Source organism: Vibrio syngnathi (assembly GCF_002119525.1).
GTDB classification, from domain to species: Bacteria; Pseudomonadota; Gammaproteobacteria; order Enterobacterales; family Vibrionaceae; genus Vibrio; species Vibrio syngnathi.
This window is the reverse complement of the sequence record NZ_CP017916.1, coordinates 949146-966738: the sequence shown is the minus strand read 5'-3', so window position 1 is coordinate 966738 and position 17593 is coordinate 949146. Positions and strand designations below refer to the sequence as shown.

15 protein-coding genes are annotated in these 17593 nt (G+C 44.2%); 12 read left to right on the top strand and 3 right to left on the bottom strand.

The window, feature by feature from the left end:
* The first annotated feature begins 265 nt into the window (after positions 1–265).
* Together sppA and ansA are read left to right on the top strand one after the other, a co-directional pair.
* Positions 266–2116 carry a signal peptide peptidase SppA gene (gene sppA, locus K08M4_RS04700; protein ID WP_086049026.1) on the top strand — a complete coding sequence of 617 codons (1851 nt, stop codon included), beginning with the start codon at positions 266–268 and terminating at the stop codon, positions 2114–2116.
* 118 nt (positions 2117–2234) lie between these two features.
* Entirely contained in the window at positions 2235–3251 is a 1017-nt protein-coding gene (gene ansA, locus K08M4_RS04695; protein WP_012603507.1) for an asparaginase, read from the top strand.
* A gap of 149 nt (positions 3252–3400) precedes the next feature.
* On the opposite strand, the gene K08M4_RS04690 is transcribed toward ansA, so the two are convergent.
* The gene (locus K08M4_RS04690; protein ID WP_009848655.1) at positions 3401–3682 is read right to left on the bottom strand and encodes a YeaC family protein; all 282 of its coding nucleotides are present in this window, start codon (positions 3680–3682) and stop codon (positions 3401–3403) included.
* Between the two features lie 113 nt (positions 3683–3795).
* On the opposite strand from K08M4_RS04690, the gene K08M4_RS04685 reads away from it, so the two are divergent.
* On the top strand, positions 3796–4602 hold the full coding sequence (locus K08M4_RS04685; protein WP_086049025.1) for a DUF2989 domain-containing protein: 807 nt from the start codon (positions 3796–3798) through the stop codon (positions 4600–4602).
* 179 nt (positions 4603–4781) lie between these two features.
* On the opposite strand, the gene msrB is transcribed toward K08M4_RS04685, so the two are convergent.
* Entirely contained in the window at positions 4782–5219 is a 438-nt protein-coding gene (gene msrB / locus K08M4_RS04680) for a peptide-methionine (R)-S-oxide reductase MsrB (protein WP_086049024.1), read from the bottom strand.
* Between the two features lie 319 nt (positions 5220–5538).
* Between msrB and gap the strand changes: the two genes are divergently transcribed.
* From gap to K08M4_RS04640, 8 genes are all read left to right on the top strand, one after another.
* Complete coding sequence (gene gap, locus K08M4_RS04675) at positions 5539–6534, top strand: type I glyceraldehyde-3-phosphate dehydrogenase (protein WP_009848658.1); 996 nt, start codon at positions 5539–5541, stop codon at positions 6532–6534.
* 240 nt (positions 6535–6774) lie between these two features.
* Positions 6775–7659 carry a D-hexose-6-phosphate mutarotase gene (locus K08M4_RS04670; protein WP_086049023.1) on the top strand — a complete coding sequence of 295 codons (885 nt, stop codon included), beginning with the start codon at positions 6775–6777 and terminating at the stop codon, positions 7657–7659.
* Between the two features lie 307 nt (positions 7660–7966).
* A complete protein-coding gene (locus K08M4_RS04665; RefSeq protein ID WP_009848661.1) occupies positions 7967–10003 on the top strand; it encodes a methyl-accepting chemotaxis protein in 2037 nt (678 codons plus the stop codon).
* A gap of 193 nt (positions 10004–10196) precedes the next feature.
* Positions 10197–11012: a 23S rRNA (guanine(745)-N(1))-methyltransferase gene (rlmA, locus tag K08M4_RS04660; RefSeq protein WP_086049022.1), complete on the top strand. Its 816-nt coding sequence runs from the start codon at positions 10197–10199 to the stop codon at positions 11010–11012.
* 75 nt (positions 11013–11087) lie between these two features.
* Positions 11088–12047, top strand: coding sequence for a ChaN family lipoprotein (locus K08M4_RS04655; RefSeq protein ID WP_086049021.1), 960 nt, complete (start codon positions 11088–11090; stop codon positions 12045–12047).
* 284 nt (positions 12048–12331) lie between these two features.
* A complete protein-coding gene (locus K08M4_RS04650) occupies positions 12332–12685 on the top strand; it encodes a hypothetical protein (RefSeq protein WP_086049020.1) in 354 nt (117 codons plus the stop codon).
* Positions 12686–12899: 214 nt separating this feature from the next.
* Positions 12900–14786: a BCCT family transporter gene (locus K08M4_RS04645; protein ID WP_086049019.1), complete on the top strand. Its 1887-nt coding sequence runs from the start codon at positions 12900–12902 to the stop codon at positions 14784–14786.
* Between the two features lie 192 nt (positions 14787–14978).
* Positions 14979–16556, top strand: coding sequence for an alkaline phosphatase (locus tag K08M4_RS04640; protein ID WP_086049018.1), 1578 nt, complete (start codon positions 14979–14981; stop codon positions 16554–16556).
* A gap of 177 nt (positions 16557–16733) precedes the next feature.
* Here K08M4_RS04640 and K08M4_RS04635 read toward each other — a convergent pair whose 3' ends face one another.
* A complete protein-coding gene (locus tag K08M4_RS04635) occupies positions 16734–17171 on the bottom strand; it encodes a YcgN family cysteine cluster protein (protein WP_086049017.1) in 438 nt (145 codons plus the stop codon).
* 159 nt (positions 17172–17330) lie between these two features.
* Between K08M4_RS04635 and K08M4_RS04630 the strand changes: the two genes are divergently transcribed.
* Positions 17331–17579: a YkgJ family cysteine cluster protein gene (locus K08M4_RS04630; protein ID WP_004734153.1), complete on the top strand. Its 249-nt coding sequence runs from the start codon at positions 17331–17333 to the stop codon at positions 17577–17579.
* Positions 17580–17593 lie beyond the last annotated feature (14 nt).

Here is a 17593-nt window from a genome sequence, read left to right as displayed (position 1 = left end):
TATCCTTGTGGTCTGACCACAATATAACTCAATCACCAAAAGTTCAAACAACCGTTTACATTTTTGTAACACTGATCATAATGCTGAAGGTATTAATCGTTCAGAAACCCTTAATTTGTCTACACTTAATGAGAATATATATCGATTAACAATTCTTGGTGTAGTTTGAGCTAGGGAATTATCGTAGGATACTAAGCAGTTCATATTATTGAGATTAATAGTACTGTTGCTTGTTAAAGCCACGTGATCTCACTGCGGAGACATAATGAAAAAGATATTCAAATTTATAGGTACGATCTTTAAAGGGATTTGGAAGCTCATCACGTTTGTGCGTCTTGCGCTGGTTAACCTTTTCTTTTTACTCAGTATCGCCATCATCTACTTTGTATACTTCCACTCAGACACAACTCAACCCACTGTTCCACAGGAATCGGCTTTAGTACTTAACCTGTCTGGTCCTATCGTGGAGCAAAGTCGCTATATCAATCCGATGGATTCGGTCACGGGTTCACTGCTTGGCAAAGACCTTCCAAAAGAGAACGTCCTGTTTGATATTGTTGAAACAATTCGCTACGCCAAAGACGATGACAAGGTTACTGGTATCGTTTTAGCACTCAAAGAGTTGCCAGAAACCAATCTGACCAAGCTGCGCTACATAGCTAAAGCACTTAACGAGTTCAAAGCAACTGGCAAACCAATTTATGCGGTAGGTGACTTTTATAACCAAAGCCAATACTACCTAGCCAGCTACGCAACTAAAGTCTTCCTATCACCAGATGGTGGCGTTCTTCTTAAAGGTTACAGCGCCTACTCGCTTTACTACAAAACGTTATTAGAGAAGCTAGACGTCAACACACATGTATTCCGCGTCGGTACTTACAAGTCTGCAATCGAACCTTTCATTCGCGACGACATGTCAGACGCAGCGAAAGAATCTGCTTCTCGTTGGTTAAGCCAACTGTGGGGCGCATACGTTGATGACGTAAGCAACAACCGTCAGATCGACGCGAAAACGCTGAACCCAAGCATGGACTCTTTCTTAAAAGATCTTGAGTCGGTTGATGGCGATATCGCAAAACTGGCTGAGAAACTTGGCTTAGTGGATGAGTTAGCAACTCGCCAACAAGTTCGCCTAAAGCTCGCAGACGTCTTCGGCAGTGACGGCCAAGACAGCTATAACGCGTTGGGGTACTACGAGTACCGTACAACCATGCTTCCTGACCTAACAAGTGAATCGCACGATGTTGCTGTGATTGTTGCTAGCGGAGCAATTATGGATGGTAAGCAGCCACGCGGCACCGTTGGTGGTGATACCACAGCAGCCCTACTTCGCCAAGCTCGTAATGACGATCAAGTAAAAGCCGTTGTACTTCGTGTAGACAGCCCGGGCGGCAGTGCCTTTGCTTCAGAAGTGATTCGCAACGAAGTCGAAGCGCTTAAAGAAGCCGGCAAACCGGTTGTGGTTTCCATGTCTAGCCTTGCTGCTTCTGGTGGTTACTGGATCTCGATGGGTGCGGACAAGATCCTAGCTCAACCAACAACCTTAACCGGTTCGATTGGCATCTTCAGTGTTATCACAACCTTCGAAAAGGGGTTGAACGATATTGGTGTTTACACTGATGGCGTTGGTACGTCACCTTTCTCTGGTCTTGGTATTACAACTGGGCTTAGCGACGGCGCGAAAGATGCGTTCCAAATGGGCATTGAAAATGGCTACCGCCGTTTCATCAGCCTAGTTGGAGCGAATCGCGGCATGGAAGTCGATGCCGTCGACAAGATCGCTCAAGGCCGAGTATGGACTGGCCAAGATGCAATCCAGAAAGGTCTAGTCGATGAAATTGGTGATTTTGATGATGCGATCGCAGTAGCGGCTTCACTTGCAGAGCTAGAAACCTACAACATCTACTGGGTAGAAGAGCCACTTTCAACGACTGAACAATTTATTCAAGAATTTATGAATCAAGTTCAGATGTCGATAGGCTTTGATATTCAATCAATGATTCCAAGTAGTTTACAGCCTGTTACTCAGCAGTTAGCTCAAGATAGCCAGCTGTTAGGTAACTTTAACGACCCACAAGGCCGATACGCTTTTTGCTTAAACTGCCAAGTTCAATAAGATAATCTCAACGCTTTGTTATCAAGAGGCGCCTCTGTGTGAGGCGCCTCTTTTTATTGCATGATAATTCGCTATAATCGCCCCCCTGTTCCCTATATCACACTAAGTATTAATCGCCATGGAAAGAAAACACATCTATATCGCGTATACCGGCGGCACAATTGGCATGCAGAAGTCTTTGGACCACGGCTATGTCCCAGTCGCAGGTTTTATGGATAAGCAGCTAGCTGGCATGCCTGAATTCCATCGCCCAGAAATGCCTGAGTACACCATTCATGAATACTCTCCATTGATGGACTCTTCAGATATGACGCCACTTGATTGGCAGACTATCGCTGATGATATTCGCGCGAACTACGATAAGTACGATGGTTTCGTTATCCTACACGGTACAGACACAATGGCTTACACCGCCTCTGCTCTGTCTTTCATGCTGGAAAACCTCGGCAAACCTGTGATTGTTACGGGCTCTCAGATCCCATTGGCAGAGCTACGTTCAGACGGACAAGCGAACCTGCTAAATGCTCTGCACATTGCAGCGAACTACCCGATCAACGAAGTGACACTGTTTTTCAACAACAAGTTGATGCGTGGTAACCGCAGCACAAAATCACACGCAGATGGCTTCAATGCGTTTACCTCTCCAAACCTAACCCCATTGCTAGAAGCGGGTATCAATATCCAGATCAGCAATAACGTTAAGGTAAACGAACAACCTGAAGGTGCTTTCAAGGTTCATAACATTACTCCGCAACCCATCGGCGTAATCACTATGTACCCAGGCATCTCACATGAAGTGATTCGCAACACGCTACTACAACCTGTAAATGCAATGATCCTGCTTACTTTTGGGGTTGGTAACGCACCACAAAATCAAGAGCTACTTCAGCACTTAAAAGATGCCTCTGAACGAGGTGTGATTGTAGTGAACCTAACTCAGTGTTTGGCGGGTAAAGTCAACATGGGTGGTTACGCGACGGGTTGTGCACTAGCAGAATCGGGCGTTATCAGTGGTTACGATATGACACCAGAAGCAGCACTGGCGAAATTACATTATCTATTGAGCCAAGATTTAAGCTACGAAGAAGTGAAGGCTCAAATGCAACAAGTGTTACGCGGTGAGATGAGCTTATAAGCCTATCCTGCGATTCGTTTAGCCAAGGGCTTACCTTTAATCAAGCCCCCTCACGTAAACCTGAACTAAATCGTATTATTGTTTATAAATAAACAGCTTAACAGTAAAAAAGGGGTGGCACAGTGCCACCCCTTTGTTGTAATTTAAGCCTAATGATTAGGATTAACTCTAACAATATCTTCTTGGTCGGACTTAAACTGCTTCTTTAGTTCAGACTTTGATTTAAAGCTAATTTCTCCGCCGGCTGCAATTGTCATATGTTGAGCTTCAGAGTTATGTTTCGATTGATACAACATAACCGCCTGCATACACGAGTCGCGCTGTTCTTTAGAGAGCGCCGTTCCTTCTGGCCATTTCCCCGTTTCAACTGCATAGTTTAAACGTTCGTAGACCTCGGGGGTCATTGCGCTAAGAAGTTGTTCTGCATCCATGGTAAGGCCTTAGTTTTAACAATTTTCACCAGAAAATAACCCGTATCAGAATTGAGTCAAGAACCTGACTGAAAATAAGTGTATTTGATCACAAGTGAAGGAATATGAAAATTATGAAATGGTTGGTACTAAGCCTATTGCCTTTCACTCTGGTTGGGTGTTTTGACGGGAACAAAAATACCGCTCAATTGTGCGAAAGCAACCCGTGGCTTCAGTGTGAAAAGTTAAATATGAATGACGGACAGTGCCGTGTCGCACGTACCGACCTCGTCTGGCATCGATTTGAAGCAAAAGAAAAACCCAGCGATACCAATAAGATTAAAGAGTTCGAATTAGTCTCTGCCTACAAAAAGTGTTTAGAACTTGCAGCACAAATTGAAACGATCGATCAATCCAAACTTCAAGAACGTCGCTTCACCTCGTTAATGAATAGTATCGAAGAGTCTGAGCGTATTGTTGATGAACTCTCGCGATCAAATACCCCGGAAACGCTTTATTTTATGTGGTCACAAACTGGGGATACCAACGCAAGACGCAGTTTCCTGCAATTAGAAGGGACAGAAGCATTAAACACAGCAGAGATGCAATATGCGCTAGCCACTTTTTATACTACCCGTGACCATGAAAAAACGCTTAAGCTACTCAACAATGCGTTAACGCTTTCTAATGGTTCGAAGGTCAACACCGAGATCTTCAAATCGATGGCGAGTATCAACCACAGCCTTGGGCATATGGAAAAGGCGTACGTGTGGGCCATGGTAGCGAAAGAGTTTGATGTACCTATTGCTTCGGAAGCAGAACTTACCGTGTTGTACCGTTTCGATGAGTCAACATACGAACAACTGAATCAAGACGCGGACAATATAGTAGAAGCTATTGAAGATGAGGTTTACAGCCCTTCAATCGTCCCTCGTTACTGATCGCACGGTTCTCGTGTTCTAGTCCAAACGTCCTATTCACAAGCTTTCAAAAAAACAGCTACCATCATGGTAGCTGTTTTTGTTTGACTAGATTTAACTAGGAAATACCTAAGTTTTAGACCGTTCAGTACCACTCAATCAACAAATACAACCTGTAAGGATTAGACAATTGTGACAAGTTATTTCGTACTTTCGTCATTTTTGTTGAAAACTAACGACACGGAATTCACACAGAACCGTTCACCTGTTGTCTTGGGGCCATCAGGAAAAACGTGACCTAAATGGCTATCACAAGCGGTACAACGGATCTCGACACGCTTCATTCCGTGACTTAGATCTTCTATATAGCGCACTGCTTGATCATTCACTGGGGCATCAAAGCTTGGCCAACCGCACCCAGAGTCATATTTGTTATCCGACAGAAACAAAGGGCTTTCGCAGCATGTGCAGCTATAGACACCCGTCTTATGGTTGTGCAGCAACTTACCGCTATAAGGGGCTTCAGTACCACGCTGACGACACACAGCAAATTCGTCATCCGTTAGGTGCTCACGCCAGTATTCATCAGGCTTTATCATATCTCCTCCCTTTTGAACCACGTTAATATATCTCCACATTCCCAGTTATTATATTTACTTTTTTCTATAAAGGCTTGCATATGGGTCGTTTTGTAGCACATACTTTCTCACCAGGAAACATTGTACATATACACTCATAAGTGAATCATCATTTAGAGGTATTTTACCCAACTGGAAGGGTACAGAGCCACTCGCAATGGTCAATTTTCAACCACTTACACCCAATTGTTAAGAAAAGCGTCGCTTTTTTTTGACATTAAACAAGTTAAGTCGGATTATCTATTGCAGATGTATACTGGATTCTGTAATTTTACTACCAGTTATCTTTAATCAGAAATTAAGTTGTGGAGCAACTACAATGACTATCAAAGTAGGTATTAACGGTTTTGGCCGTATCGGCCGTTTCGTATTCCGCGCAGCTCAAGAGCGTGCAGACATCGAAGTAGTAGGTATTAACGATCTAATCGACGTAGAGTACATGGCATACATGCTTAAGTACGACTCAACTCACGGCCGTTTCAACGGTACTGTTGAAGTTGAAGGCGGTAACCTAATCGTTAACGGTAAAACTGTACGTGTTACAGCTGAGCGTAACCCAGAAGATCTTAAGTGGGATGCTATCGAAGTAGACGTAGTTGCTGAAGCAACTGGTCTTTTCCTAACTGACGAGACTGCACGTAAGCACATCACTGCTGGCGCTAAGAAAGTAGTTCTTACTGGTCCTTCTAAAGATGCAACTCCAATGTTCGTAATGGGCGTTAACCAAGCATCTTACGCTGGTCAAGACATCGTTTCTAACGCTTCTTGTACTACTAACTGTCTTGCACCTATCGCTAAAGTACTTAACGACAAGTGGGGCATTGAGTCTGGTCTTATGACTACAGTTCACGCTACTACAGCAACTCAAAAAACTGTAGATGGCCCTTCTGCTAAAGACTGGCGCGGTGGCCGTGGTGCTTCTCAAAACATCATCCCATCTTCAACTGGTGCTGCTAAAGCTGTAGGCGTTGTTCTTCCAGAACTAAACGGCCTTCTAACTGGTATGGCTTTCCGTGTACCAACTGCTAACGTATCTGTAGTTGACCTAACTGTTAACCTAAAAGAAGCTGCATCTTACGAAGAAATTTGTGCTGCAATGAAAGAAGCTTCTGAAGGCGAAATGGCTGGCGTTCTTGGTTACACTGAAGACCAAGTAGTATCACAAGATTTCATCGGTGAAGTTCAAACTTCAGTATTCGATGCTAAAGCTGGTGTTGCTCTAACTGACAAATTCGTTAAAGTTGTATCTTGGTACGACAACGAAATCGGTTACTCAAACAAAGTTCTTGACCTAATCGCTCACATCTCTAAGTAATTTCTTTTTAGAAATCGCTTTAGATAAGCATTAGCAAAGACTGTTTTGAGCAGACTTTGAAAAAGGCGACCTTAGTGTCGCCTTTTTAATACCTGCTATCTTTTAAACAGCTCCCGACTTCAATCCCAATCACCAAAACACTGAAATTCAATTCCAATACTGGCTCTGCTTGTCACTCATAAAATCACAAGCACTGTTCTAGCCAGCATTTGAATTCAATTTCCTTAGAAGGATCATGTAATGGATTTATCTACTCTACCGGCACTGACTGTACTTTCTGATAATGTGACTATCGTTGAACACGAAGGTGTAAAATTGGTTCGCGTTATCCACGATAAAGCAAACGCAGCCATTTCATTGTTTGGCGGCCATGTGGTGTCATTCCAGCCGCAAGGTCAGGAAGACTTAATTTGGATGAGTCAGCAAGCTAAGTTCGATGGAAAGACAGCTCTGCGCGGTGGTATTCCAGTATGTTGGCCTTGGTTTGGTCGTATTGCAGCACCGGCACATGGTTTTGCACGTTCAAGCGAATGGCAATTGGTTGAGCACCGTGAAAGCGAAGCAGGCGTAATCGTTAGCTTAGGTTTAAAACCTAACGAAGAAACGCTAGCAGTATGGCCGCATCAGTTCGATGCTCGACTGAATGTTGAGATTGGTGACCAACTGAAAGTAACTTTGGATGTGAAGAACGCAGATTCACAACCATGGACTTTCTCTGGAGCCCTACACACTTACCTAAACGTTGGTGATATTCACAACACAACCACAACCGGTATGGGTGCTGAGTACATTGATAGCCTGCAAGGTGGCAAGATCTGCCAAGGTGGTGCTGAACTGGTACTGACTGACACGATTGACCGCGTTTACACGCAACCAGAAGCGCAAATATTTGTAGCTGACAAAAAGCTGGATCGCACACTAACGGTTGAAAACCACGGTCATAACTCTGCAGTATTGTGGAACCCGTGGGCGGAAGGCGCAGCAGCGATGGGCGACATGCAAGACGACGGTTACCTAACCATGATGTGTGTAGAGTCAACACTGCACGCCCCGAGCCTAGAAGCAGGTAAAACGCTACAGCCTGGCGAAAGCCACCAGCTGATTACGGTGCTAGCTTCGAAATAAGCTTAAAGCAACGCCAATTAGAAACGAAAATGCAGCCATGAGCTGCATTTTTATTGCCCCTAACCTTCTCTATTCCCATAACCATGACCAACTTGTCATTTAACTCTCAGTAAAGTCTATCTACTCTGATTTAATACATTCCAAATTTCATTTCATATCTCATACGCCATAATTTATAAATATAACTATCAATTCATTAATTCTTATCAATTACTGCCTATGAATAAGTTCTTATGATAGGAGGCTCAATAACAAACTTATCTAAAACCACTTAACAACACCTCAATGAAGACAGGATAATGAATTCATGTTCGAGAAATACAAAAATCAAAGTGTTGGCTTCCAACTTAAGTTGGTCATTTTGCTGTGCTTACTTATCGCCTTTGGCTCTATCGCAACGCTCGTGTATCGCAATGCCTCACAAGTATTATTAGACAACACGTTAAGGGAACACCAATCCAAAGTAGAAGCAATGGCCAAAACCATATCTGGCCAATTCGATGCCTACCTGCATACCGCCAAAGTTTTAGAATCCACCTTTCGTAACGGTTACCTAGCAGGTGTTTATGTTGAGAATTACGACGTTGAGTTCAACGGTCATTCCATTCCTAACCTGACTCAATATGGTGAGAGCCTAATCAACGACACTAAACTCGTTGATAGCTTTACTCGCGACACCGGCGCTGTAGCAACCCTATTTGCCCCATTTGGCGATGACTTTATTCGCGTGTCTACTTCTCTTAAAAAACCGTCAGGGGAACGTGTTGTTGCCACAACGTTAGGCAAGGATCATCCTGGCTATAACAAACTCAAAAATGGCGAAGCTTATTACGCGCAAGTGAAGCTCTTCGGCCAACGCTACATTACCTACTACGCGCCTTTAACGAATGCACAAGGCAAAGTTAACGGTGTCTCTTTCATTGGTCTACCCGTAGAAGAGGCGACACAAAACCTGTTCGAGTCATTGCGTTCTGTCTCATGGGGCGATACTGGCTATACCATCATCGTTGACAATGAAGAAGAGCATCAAGGCCAGTACTTACTGCACCCTACTAATGCTGGAGGTGATAAATCTATTGTGGATGTTGCCGACTACGACGGTAACAAACCTTTCTATCAGCTCTTTGAGCAGCCATCCGGCTTGATTCTCTACCCTTTTGAGTATCAAGGAACAGTGGGCGAAAAATACCTCGTCTATACCGAAGTCCCGGGGTGGAATTGGAAACTACTTGGCGGCACATTTATTAATGAAGTCACTAAAGGCAGCGACGAACTGCTGAAACTTATCGCGATAATCGCGACCTTGATTGCCGCCGCTACCATCGTCGTGTTAACGCTCGTATTGAACCGTACCTTGACGCCGTTAACGACTTTAAACGAATACATGATGCGCTTAGGAAAAGGCGAAGTCAGCTTACATATTCCAAACAACGGTAAACAGACTAAGAATGAAATCAGCAACCTAAATACCGGCGTTGCGAATATGGCTGCTCAATTGAATACACTCGTTGGAGAAATTCGTACGACCAGTGATCAAGTACAAAACAGCTCTAGCAGTGTGTCACAGGATGCTAGCCACAATCTGAGCCAATCTGACCGCCAGCAAGCACAGGTTGAGCAAGTCGTTACGGCCATTGAAGAGATGGCCACCTCTGCTGAATCAGTGGCACAGCAAGTGAACAGCATTGCTGAAAATGTTCGCCTTGCAAATGAAGACAGCCAGAAAGGTTTAGAAGTCGTTGAAGGTGTGTGTATTGATGTGGCCCAGCTGAATGATCAATTAGACAAGTCAGCATCGGCCATCGAGCAAGTGAGTTCTGATAGCGAAAGCATTCAAACCGTCACCAAGATGATTGATGACATAGCCGAACAAACCAACTTACTTGCGTTGAACGCTGCAATAGAAGCAGCACGAGCGGGTGATCAGGGTCGTGGTTTTGCCGTGGTCGCTGACGAAGTAAGAACATTGGCTCATCGTACACAAACGTCAGTACAAGACGTAGTGAGCATCATCGAGAAGTTAAAATCTTCAACTAACAATGCCGTGAACCTGATGACACAAAGCCAATCAAATGCCAACCAAGTACTTGATAAAGCGCAAGAAGCAGGTACAGCCCTAGAGTCGATAGCCTCTCAAGTTGAATCTATTGCTTCTCAAGCTGAAACCATTGCTGCGACATCAGAAGAGCAAGCTCAGGTTTCTCAAGAAATAGCAGCGAACGCGCATGCGATCAGCGATTTGAACCAGCAAAGCCGTGAAACCAGCGCTAAGACTTCTCACAGTGCTGATGAACTTCAAAAACAAGCTGAGTCGTTAAAGAACCAAGTTAACTTCTTTAGCTAAAAGCCGAGTTCACTTTTTCTATCAGTGACTTGCTCATGACCAATAGAGCCAACCATACGTTGGCTCTATCTCTTCACTGACAGCCTCTGTATCTTCACTAATTGCCGTAAACCAAGACAGCTGCGTTTATTCTAGCGCCCCACAATGCTTCCTGTTAAAATTTTGGACTTGAAATTTCTACCTCGAGTTCGCAATGACTTACCAATGCCCTTTGTGTCACCAACCTTTATCTCAAAACGATCGTACGTTTAAGTGTGAAAAGAACCATCAGTTCGACCTAGCAAAAGAAGGCTATGTTAATTTGATGCCAGCACACCACAAACGCTCAAAAGATCCAGGTGACAACAAAGAGATGATGCAAGCTCGCCGCCGCTTCCTTGAAGGCAACCACTACGATCCAATGCGTCAAGCCGCTGTTGGTTTATGCGCTAGCTATCTGCCAGCAACCGCCCCTAGCCTATTGGATATCGGTTGTGGTGAAGGTTATTACACCAATGAAATTGCGGTAAACCTTCAAGAAAAGAGTGGCGCTACTTTTGGACTAGACATTTCTAAGATTGCTATCAAATACGCCGCTAAACGCTACCCTGCTGTCGACTTCTCAGTCGCTTCTAGCCATCGCCTACCCTTTGCGGAAAACAGCTTAGACGGCATTCTACGCATTTACGCGCCTTGCAAGGCTGAAGAACTGCAGCGCACCATCAAAGACAATGGCGTGGTAATCACCGTGACACCGGCTAGCCGACACCTATATCAGCTGCGTGATGCAATTTATGATGGTGTTCGCTTGCACGATGAAGATCCAGAAATGATTGAAGGTTTTACTCTTGAGCACCAAGAGCAACTAAACTATATGATGGAACTATCGGGGTCAGACGCATTCGACCTGCTACAGATGACGCCGTTTGCTTGGAAAGCGAGTGAAGAGTTTAAACAACAACTCATTGATGCTGAGCAATTCAACTGTGAAGCGGACTTTATGCTGCGAGTGTACCGCAAACAGATTTAATTGGTATTGATTATCGTTTGCATTGAAATATCATCTTGCCTCCTTTAGTATGCGTGTTCTTCAAGGAGGCATTTCATGCAACGTATTATTCTTATCGGATTAGCAACCCTGCTCACGGCTTGTACTAATCAACCTTCAAACAACACTTCTCAAAAAGTGGCTAACACGCAAACGGAAACCGTTTCCACATTCTATGATTACCAGTTTGCTTCTCCACAAGGCGAAACGCTGTCTCTCAATGCATTACCTAAACAGCTGATTGGCGCTGATGTGGTTCTTATTGGCGAATGGCACACTCACTCGGCAATCCACCGCTTCCAAACCGATTTCTTAAAAGCGCGCCGCAACGCAACTTCAAACATCGCACTTTCAATGGAACAATTCACTCGAGAACATCAAGACACATTAAACCAATATCTCAATGATGAAATTGGCGAACAAATTCTTATGTCTCAAGCGGCTGCTTGGCCAAACTACGAAAGTGATTATCGCGCTTTAGTTGAGTTCGCTAAAGCCAATGACGTCGATATCATTGCGGCAAACGCACCAAAACCCTTCGTACAATGCATTGGCCGTAAGGGATTACCTTATCTAGATCAGCTAACGACGGAACAGCGTCAATGGATTGCTTCAGAAGTGGATACTGGCGATAGCCCCTACAAAGAAAAATTCATGGCTTCGATGCATCACGGCACGCCAGAGCAAACAGAAAAGCAGTTTGCCGCTCAAGTCACCTGGGACGAAACCATGGCGGAGTCAATTGTTGACTACCTCGCATCAAACCCAAACCAACAAGTGATTCATGTGGCAGGTAAATTCCACACCGAAGGTGGTTTAGGCACAGCGGCATCAATTTTACGTCGTAATCCCGATTTGAAAATTGCCATCATCAGCCCAGTTGAAGATATCTCATCAGATAGCAGTGACTATCAGTTAAAAGTGCTTTCTCCACCCGCTCGTTTTGTTAAAAAAGAGAACAGAATGAAGGCATACAAACATCTGTCTAAGCGCGGTGCTAGCCTAGAGTGCGACTAACCCATTCTTATCCATTCTTATCCATTCTTATAAAAGCACGAAACGATGGGCTAACCCAAGATAACTAGCCCATCGACAGAACTTCATTAGATCCTATCACTCCCCCTATCTTTATGTAACGTTCGAATCCCTTATCGGCACAAGATTTGCTTAATAACTAGACGGTTTGACTAAGCAGACGAAAAAACAATGTGCGAATAAAAAAACATCACCACGGTGATTAAATGCACAAGTTTTTCACACCTCTGCCGATACTATATTTAAGGATAGGTAAGGAGAGCGATATGACACCAGTAGGAACGAGTAATACTCAGCTGTATTCACCTGCGAAAATGAACGCACAGAATAAAAGCACTGAGGCTGAAAAGCCTGCTCCACTCAAGATTGAACAAAATACCGTTAAGCTTTCTGATGAAGGAAAAGCGCTATTATTTGCTCTTAAACAAATCGATAACGAAGCGAAGAAAGTCGAGGCGGAAAATGCAACCGTTACCGATAAAGTTGAATCGTTCGCTCACGGCGCACTAGGTATGGATCATCCAGACAAGGTGGAAGAAGAGAACGATGGCTCATATTCAGCGGGGCAATTCTTGTCCGCAGCGTTGACCGTAGGTGGCATCCTTATCGCCTTGGTTTAACTTATCGCCTTGGTTTAACTTATCGCCTTGGTCTAATTTATAGCATTGGCCTAATTTATCGCTTTAGGCTAACTTTACGGCTCCGCTTCTCTATTCTTTCATTACCTATCTTTTATCGAATAGAAGCAATTTGTCGTCACGACAACAGACCCGATTTGGTCTAAAAAACGAGTTCATTCCATAATTCCGCTCTCATTTTAATGGAATAATACTCGTGAAAAACACTTTTGAGCTTATTGATAAGCCTACCTTCTTTGGTGCTATTGCACTCCTACTCACGATAGTTTTCCCGCTCATTTTGTTCCCGGCTCAGGGCGCACACTGGATTGCGGTTGCGAAAACGTTCATGACGGATCAACTTGGATTTCTATATCTTGCTCTAGGCCTCGCTGCTTGTGCCTTCATGGTTTACGTTGTATTCAGTGACATGGGACAAATTAAACTGGGCGAAGCCGATGAAGAGCCTGAATTCAAAACAGCATCATGGGCTGCAATGCTTTTCTGTGGTGGCATTGGCGCAAGTATCTTGTACTGGGGCTGTATTGAGTGGGCTTACTACTACCAATCACCGCCTTTCCAACTAGAACCCGGCAGTGAAGAAGCGGTTCGTTGGGCGGCAACTTATGGTTTGTTTCACTGGGGACCAATTGCTTGGTCTATCTACCTGATCCCAGCAATTCCTATCGCCTACTTCTTTTATGTGCGTAAACAGCCTGTTCTAAAGATCTCTAGTGCGTTAATGCCTGTTCTTGGTGAACACCGCAGTAAAGGCGTACCAGGGAAAATCGTCGATATCCTATTCATTTTCGGTCTACTGGGTGGCGCTGCGACAACACTAGGTTTAGCCGCACCTCTCATCACTGAAGGCCTGAATCATCTATTCGGTCTACCTAAAAACAACCTTACGCAAGCAATGGTTCTTTTAGTTTGTACGGCAATTTTTGCTTACTCTTCTTATGCTGGCTTGGAAAAAGGCATCAAGATCCTGAGTAACATCAATTTCTGGGGTGCAATGGGTCTACTGACTTTCGTTCTGATTGCTGACCCGACGATCTTCATGCTTGAAACAGGCCTAGACTCGATTGGTCGTCTACTGTCTAACTTCTTCGTGATGGCAACGTGGGCTGAACCATTTGGTGGTTACGGTACCTTTGAGAACACGCACTTCCCACAAGACTGGACCATTTTCTACTGGGCATGGTGGCTAGTATTTGCACCAAGTATGGGCCTGTTTGTTGCGCGTATCTCTCGCGGAAGAACCATCAAACAAATGGTGTCAGGTTCAATTTTCTTTGGCTCTCTAGGTTGTTTCTTGTTCTTCATGATCTTAGGTAACTATGGCCTATCACTGCAACTTTCTGGTGAACTGGATGTAGTAGCGATTTTGAATGCAGAAGGCGCTACCAAAGCTATCTTCTCGATGCTTGCGCAACTGCCAATGAGCACATTAGTGATCGCTGTGTTCACCTTGCTGTGTATTATTTTCACTGCAACTACATTTGACTCAATCTCATACATCCTAGCGTCTGTTGTGCAAAACAACGTGACCGAAGAGCCAATGCGTTGGAACCGTATGTTCTGGGCATTCACTCTGTCGTTCTTGCCAACGATTCTGATGTTCTTGGGTGGTCTAAGTACGCTACAAACGGCAGCAATAGTTGGTGGCTTACCGCTACTGGTGATCTCTGTGATGCTGATGATTTCAGCGGTTCGTGCAACGAGCCTCGACCTACGCCATCAAGACGCGTACATCGAGCCAACGATCAACATCGAAGAACTACCAGATATGGATCCTTGGTCTGCAGAAGGTATGGCGCTAGCTCAATTTGAGAAAGAAAAAGATGCTGCACAAGAGGCCGCAGAACTTGAGCGAGTTGCCTACACAGAACTTGCCGCAGTGAAAAAAGAAATTCGCGCTTATGTGTTAGAACAAGGTTCACAAATGGAAACTCACGAGTTACCAGAGAACCTACAACAAGCACTTGAGCAGGCCGAGAGTAATCTTAGTGCCGCACAAGCGAAAAAAATCGAGTTATCTGAGCAAGCTCAGAATGCTCGTATCACGTTCAACCAGGTGGTTGCAGACTTACCGCTTGCTTGACATTAGCCATGACGCAGTCCATTGATTTGGACCCTCCTAAATACGACAAAGGCTCACAGAAATGTGAGCCTTTTTTTATGCTTTTAAAAAATTGGAGTTATTGCTCAATTTCACATTGATGAAATAAATATGAAACGACTTTGACATAAATCGATGTTCTAATCATCCCGCTTATATAAAAAGGGATAACCAATGAAGCACATTATAAAACCAATCATTGCCGCAGTGGCAACCTCAACACTTTCATTCAACGTACTTTCCTCAGAAATCAAAAACGTCATTCTGATGATCGGCGACGGCATGGGACCTCAGCAAGTTGGCTTATTGGAAACCTACGCAAACCAAGCGCCAAATTCCATCTATAAAGGGACCAAAACGGCCATTTATCAACTTGCTCAAGAAGGGGTTATTGGTTCATCCCTGACTCACCCAGAAGATGCAATTGTGGTCGATTCTGCTTGTTCAGCCACCATGCTTGCAACGGGTATCTACAGTGGTTCAGAAGTGATTGGCATTGATTCTCAGGGCAATCATGTTGAGACAGTTCTAGAGAAAGCTAAAAAGGCAGGTAAAGCAACAGGGCTCGTGTCCGATACGCGCTTAACTCACGCGACTCCTGCTTCTTTCGCCGCTCACCAACCTCACCGTTCTTTAGAGAATCAAATTGCATCTGATATGTTAGCAACGGGTGCTGATGTGATGCTCTCTGGAGGGCTACGTCATTGGATCCCAAAATCAACCAACGACAAAGGTGAAACCTATAAGCAACTTGAGAAACTGACTCAAGGTGATGTTTACCTAAAATCGAAGCGTAAAGACGACCGTAACCTGCTGACTGAAGCAGAGAAAGACGGCTACAAGCTGGCGTTTAATCGCGACATGCTAGACGATGCTAAGGGCGATAAACTACTTGGCCTATTCGCCTACTCAGGCATGGATGATGGCATCGCTTACAGCAACAAGAAAAAGAGTGGCGAACGAACTCAGCCAAGCCTGAAAGAGATGACACAAAAAGCGCTCAACATCCTATCCAAAGATGAAGACGGCTTTTTCCTAATGGTCGAGGGTGGCCAAATCGACTGGGCAGGACACAGTAACGATGCAGGCACGATGCTGCATGAACTGCTCAAATTTGATGAAGCGATCCAAACGGTATATGAATGGGCAAAAGATCGTGAAGATACGATCGTAATTGTAACTGCAGACCACGAAACAGGATCTTTCGGTTTCAGCTACTCTTCTAACGACCTACCAAAACCACAGAAACGTTCTGGCGAAGCCTTCGCCGATCGCGAATATGCACCCAATTTTAACTTTGGCGCATTCGATATTCTTGATGGTCTATACAATCAGAAGCAAAGCTACTACGGCATGATCAGCGAATTTCAAAAGTTGGGTAAGGCGCTGCAGACACCAGAAAAACTGGCTGAGATCGTCAACAAGAATAGTGAGTTCGCTATTACAGCTGAACAAGCAAAAAATGTATTAGCCAGTAAGCCGAACCCATACCGATTGGCTCAACACAAATACTTGTCGGCAGAAGAAGTGCCTGCTATCAACGATTTCGATGCATTCTTCCCTTATAACGACCGTGGCAACCTGCTTGCCCGTGAACAAGCAACAAGTCAAAACATCGTTTGGGGTACAGGTACACATACTCACACACCAGTGAACGTGTTTGCTTGGGGCCCTGCTGAAAAGATATTGCCAGTTTCGAAAATCATGCACCACTCAGAACTGGGTGAGTACATTAAACAACAAGTAAACTAGCCTGAATCTTTTTTACTCGTTTTACTTAGCGCCCTACGGGGCGTTTTTTTGTTTTAAGCGTTTAAGCCTTTAAGCCTTTAAGTTAAAGAATTAAGTAATTAAGTAATTAAGTAAGTTTTAAATTTAGGCGACGCCAAATAGCAAAACAGCCGCTCAAGAGCGACTGTTTTATAATACTTAGCGATTTGGATGATTCAAGATGTGGTCTTCCCAATCGACAACATCGATTTCGTAGACCACTTTGTTACGAACGCTTTCACCAGCAGCGTGCATTTCTGATTTAGACCCCGTAATCAATGGGTGCCACTCAGGAATCGACTTGGATTCTGATAACAGTCGGTAAGCACAAGTGTCTGGTAGCCAATGGAATTCATGAATCTTGTCACGAGTCAGCTTCAAACACTCTTCACCTGAAGTGAATCGGTTCGGGTAATCTTTACACGAACATGTTTTGTCGTTTAACCAGCTACACGCCACATTGGTGTAGTAAACTTCATCGCTATCTTCATCCATAAGTTTATGCAGGCAACACTTACCACAACCGTCACACAGTGATTCCCACTCATTCTCGGTCATTTGCTCTAGTGTCTTTTCTTGCCAAAATGGAATCGTCATAGGATTACTTCTTACTCTTTTACTGGGGTGCGTGTTATACCGCTAGCCCATAAAAAGTTCAAGGATAATAATTGTTCATTCTTTGATTCAATCAACAGCTGTCACTCTCATCATTTTTTGCTACTATCGCGCACCCTGTTATTTAGTGAGTTTAATTTGATGGAATGTCGCCTAGGTTGTGGAGCTTGTTGTATCGCTCCAAGTATTACATCTGCTATTCCTGGAATGCCTAATGGTAAGCCTGCTGGCGTACGCTGCATTCAATTAAATGAGCAAGATCTATGCAAATTATTTGGTCAACCTTCACGCCCGAAGGTATGTCACCAATTCAAAGCCTGCCCTATCATCTGTGGTAAAACAGACCAAGAAGCGCTTGATAACCTTATTGAGCTCGAAGCAATAACCTAACAATACTTTTCTTC